Here is a 4,205-nt window from a genome sequence, read left to right as displayed (position 1 = left end):
CGGACCGCGGCGCGGGGCGCCGCCGTCGGCGGCGCTGGTCCGCCCTCGGGCCGGGCCGGGACTCATCCGGCCGTGGGTGCCGAGCCGCCGGGCACGGCGGTGCCACCGAGAGCCGCGCCGTCGCCGCCGGACGTTGTCCCGCCCGGCACCGGATCACCGATCGCCGGGGTGGTGGCCACCGGGTCGACGTTCGCGGTCGGTGCCGAGCCGGCCGTACGCTCACCCAGGGCGGCCAGCAGCTCGTCGCCCATCAGCGAGATCGGCGGGGCGCCCATGGTGACCACCACGTCCCCGGAGCGGGCACGACGGGCCACCTCGATCGGGGCCTGCTCCCACGACTCCACGAAGACCTTTCGGTCGGCGGGCAGGTCCACCGCCGCGATCAGCGCCGCCGAGCCCTCGCCGGGCTGACGCAACTCACCCGGCCCGAAGACCTCCAGGAGCACCACCTCGTCGGCGATGGCCAGCGCCTCGGCGATCTCCGCCTGGTTGTCGCGGGTGCGGTACAGCCGGTACGGCTGGAAGACGACGATCAGTCGGCCGTCCCCGGCGACCTCGCGCAACGTCTGCATGGCGAGGGTCATCGAGGTCGGGTGGTAGGCGTACTCGTCGTAGACCAGCACGCCGTCCACGACACCCTTGCGCTCGAAGCGCCGTCGCACCCCGGGGAAGACCGCCAGCGCGGCCTCCGCCGCCTCCAGCGGCAGTTCCAGCAGGTACGCGGCCAGCACCGCGGCGGCGCTGTTCAACCCCATGTGCCGCCCCGGCACCGGCAGACGGAACTCGCCCAGCGACCGGCCGTCGATCGCGGCCAGGTAGCGCACCCCACGCGCGGAGGAGACCATCTCGGTCAACCGCAGGTCGGCGTCGGCGGCCTCGCCGTAGGTGAAGACCCGCCGTCCCTCGGACCGCAGGCTCTCGGCCAACCGCCGACCGCCCGGGTCGTCGGCGCAGGTGATGATGAATCCGTCCGGGTCGGTGAGGCGGGCGAACTCCACGAACGCCGCCTCCAGCGTCGCGTAGTCGCCGTAGGTGTTCAGGTGGTCCGCCTCGACATTCGTGATGATCGAGACGTACGGACGGTAGATGAGGAACGAGCGGTCGCTCTCGTCCGCCTCGACCACGAAGTGCTCGCCGGTGCCGTGGTGGGCGCCCGAACCGACCTCGGAGATCTCACCGCCGATCACGAAGGACGGGTCCACTCCGGCCTGCTGGAGCACCATCGTCACCATCGAGGTGGTGGTGGTCTTGCCGTGCGTGCCGGCGACGGCCACCGCCCGACGGCCGGTCATCGCCGCGGCGAGCGCCTCGGAGCGGTGCAGCACCCGTAGGCCGCGCCGACGCGCCTCGACCAACTCCAGGTGGTCCTGCGGAATGGCCGACGAGTAGACGACGGTGTCCACGCCGTCGAGGTTGGTCACCTCGTGGCTGAGGTGGATGGTGCCGCCGAGCGCCCGCAGGCCGGCCAGCGAAGGCCACTCCCGCAGGTCGCTGCCGGAGACCCGGATGCCACGGGTGAGCAGCAGCCGGGCCACGCCGAGCATGCCCACCCCACCCACTCCGATCAGGTGGACGGCGCCCAGGTCCTCGGCGGTGAGCGTGCCGGCCGGGGTGAACTGCGCGGTCATCGGGCCACCGCCGCCAGGACGAAGGAACGCAACGCCTCGTCGCCGTCGCGCCGGCCGTACGACCCGGCGGCGGCACCCATGTTGTAGAGCCGCTGCGGGTCGCGGATGAGGGGGATGACTGTGCGCTCCAGCCAGTCCGGGGTGAGCTCCGCGTCGTCGACCAGCAGCCCACCGCCGGCCTCCACCACGGGCAGCGCGTTGCGCCGCTGCTCCTGGTTGCTGTGCGGGTACGGCACGTAGATCGTGGGCAGCCCGATCGCGGCCACCTCGGCGACGGTCATCGCCCCACCCCGGGCCAGCATCAGGTCGGCGGCGGCGTAGCCCAGCTCCATCTCGGACAGGTACGGCAGCGTCACGTACGGCACCGGCAGGTCGGTGGGGATCGGCACCGGCTCGTTGCGGGCGCCCATCACGTGCAGCACCTGCACGCCGTTACGGGCCAGCTCCTTGGCCGCCCCGGAGACCGCCAGGTTGATCGAGCGGGCGCCGGACGAGCCGCCGGACACGAAGAGCACCGGCAGGTCCGGGCGGAGCCCGAAGTGGGCGCGGGCGGCGTTGCGCAGCGCGTACCGGTCCAGGCCGGCGATGCTGCGGCGCAGCGGCACACCGACGACTGTGGCGTCCCGCAGCGACTCGGCCTGGCTCGGCTGGTTCGGGAAGCCGACGGCCACGTTCTTGGTGAACTTCATGCCCAGCTTGTTGGCCACGCCCGGTGGCACGTTCACCTCGTGGATCACCATGGGCAGCTCACGACGCCACGCGGCCAGGTAGGCCGGCACCGAGACGTACCCGCCGAAGCCGACGACCACCTCGGCGCGCACCTCGTCGATCACCTTGCCCGCAGCGCGCGCCGCGGTCCACATCCGGCCCGGGGTGCGGACCAGGTTCATGTTGACCGATCGGGGCAGCTGGTACGCCGGGATCTGCCGCAGGTCGTAGCCCTGCGGTGGAATCAGGTCGTTCTCCATGCCCCGGGGTGTGCCGAGGCAGGTGATCCGGACGCCCGGGTCGTGTCGGCGCAGGCAGTCGGCGAAGGCGAGCAGCGGGTAGACGTGCCCCCCGGTGCCACCTCCCGCGAGCACCACCGAACGCAGCGGACCCATCAGCGTCTCCTCTCGCTCGCCGTACCCCCGCGGCTGCGGTCCTGTCGGACCCCGCGCGGTGCGGCCTGATCGTCATGGCGCCGCTCGCGGGACCGGGGCACGGACCCTCGGCCAGCGGGCGGCGTCGCCGGTCGGCGACGCCGGCCGGGAAGCGGCGGCAACGGGGCCCAGAGTAGTCGGACCCACCGGGCCGGCGGACGGGCATGCAGTGCTCTGGCCGCATCGGGTTCGGCGCGGGCGAAGGACGCCAGCATGCCGATGCCGGCCAACGTCACCACCAGGGCACTTCCGCCGTCGGAGATGAACGGCAACGGCAGACCGGTGATCGGCAGCAGCCCCACCACCCCACCGATGTTGATCACGGCCTGGCTGACCAGCCAGGTGGTCACGGCGGTGGCGGCGAGCCGGCGGAACGGGTCGTCGACCCGCCGGGCGATCCGGAAACCGGTGTACGCGAGGACCGCGAAGAGGCTGAGCACCACAACGCACCCGATCACGCCCAGCTCCTCGGCGATGATCGCGAAGATGAAGTCGTTGTGCGCCTCGGGCAGCCAGTCCCACTTCAGGCTGCCCTTGCCCAGCCCGACACCGAACCAGCCACCGTGCTCGATGGCCAGCCGCCCCTGGTAGAACTGGAGGCAGTCGTTGAGTTTGCAGGTCTCCGGGTCCGGCGGATTGAAGAACATGTCCAGCCGGGCGAGGCGATAGTTGTCAGCGCCGCGCTCGCCGGAGCCGGCGCCCAACGAGGCCACCGCCACGAGCAGACCGATCCCGATCAGACCGGCAGTGGCCAGGGCGCCGAAGACCCGCATCCGCACCCCGGCGGCCCAGAGCAGGCCCACGACCAGGGCCAGCAGACAGAGCATCGTGCCGGTGTCGTTGTAACCGACCAGGACGAAGAGCAGGCCGACCACCGGGAAGAGCGGGGTGGCCAGTTCGCGCCACCAACCGAGCGCGGCGCCCTTGCGGGCGACAAGGTGCGCACCCCAGAGCACCATCGCGAACTTGGCCAGCTCGGAGGGTTGTAACTGGATCCCGCCGACGAACAGCCAGTTCAGTCGCGCCTCGACCGGCCCGAAACTGGCCGACAGCTGATTGGTCAGCCGGGCGTAGGCGACCAGCAGGTTGAGCACCACCAGGAGGCCGATCGAGGTGAACAGCAGCGGCCGGCCCAGCGACCGGTAGGTGCTGGCGGGCAGGCGCTGGCAGACCCAGAACGCGCCGATGCCGATCACCGCGAAGATGGCCTGCTTGGTCACCGAGGCCGAGGCGTTGCCGTCCTCGGCGTAGTCCTTCACGCTGGTCGCCGAGAAGACCATGGTCAGCCCGATCAGCAGCAGCAGGCCGGCGCAGGACAGCAGCAGGTAGTAGGAGGTCAGCGGCCGGTCCAGCAGGCCGCGCAGCGCGGCGAGCCCGCCGGCCGCGTCGAGACCGCGCAGCGGCACGGGCGCCGCCGGTTCCGCCGCACGCGCGG

Annotated in this window: 3 protein-coding genes; all 3 read right to left on the bottom strand. The window is 72.2% G+C overall.

The genetic code is table 11. The features are described from left to right. Nucleotides 1-62 precede the first annotated feature (62 nt). Genes murC through GUI43_RS33075 form a run of 3 tightly spaced genes read right to left on the bottom strand, consistent with a single transcriptional unit; the run spans nucleotide 63 to nucleotide 4,176 of the window. Nucleotides 63-1,628 carry a UDP-N-acetylmuramate--L-alanine ligase gene (gene murC, locus GUI43_RS33085; protein WP_112582747.1) on the bottom strand — a complete coding sequence of 522 codons (1,566 nt, stop codon included), beginning with the start codon at nucleotides 1,626-1,628 and terminating at the stop codon, nucleotides 63-65. Continuing rightward, nucleotides 1,625-2,731, bottom strand: coding sequence for an undecaprenyldiphospho-muramoylpentapeptide beta-N-acetylglucosaminyltransferase (murG, locus tag GUI43_RS33080; protein WP_091407701.1), 1,107 nt, complete (start codon nucleotides 2,729-2,731; stop codon nucleotides 1,625-1,627). Before murG ends, murC begins: the two co-directional genes overlap by 4 nt. Beyond that, nucleotides 2,731-4,176, bottom strand: a complete 1,446-nt coding sequence (locus GUI43_RS33075) for an FtsW/RodA/SpoVE family cell cycle protein (protein WP_112582748.1) — start codon at nucleotides 4,174-4,176, stop codon at nucleotides 2,731-2,733. Before GUI43_RS33075 ends, murG begins: the two co-directional genes overlap by 1 nt. Between the last annotated feature and the right edge of the window lie 29 nt (nucleotides 4,177-4,205).

It is taken from the genome of Micromonospora noduli, assembly GCF_003264365.1.
GTDB classification, from domain to species: Bacteria; Actinomycetota; Actinomycetes; order Mycobacteriales; family Micromonosporaceae; genus Micromonospora; species Micromonospora noduli.
Note: the sequence above shows the minus strand (reverse complement) of the source record. Positions and strands in the feature narration are given on the sequence as shown.

What these genes read in the sequence shown, in the direction of transcription:
- murC (WP_112582747.1), bottom strand. Translation starts at nt 1,628, where the DNA reads ATGACCGCGCAGTTCACCCCGGCCGGCACGCTCACCGCCGAGGACCTG.
- murG (WP_091407701.1), bottom strand. Translation starts at nt 2,731, where the DNA reads ATGGGTCCGCTGCGTTCGGTGGTGCTCGCGGGAGGTGGCACCGGGGGG.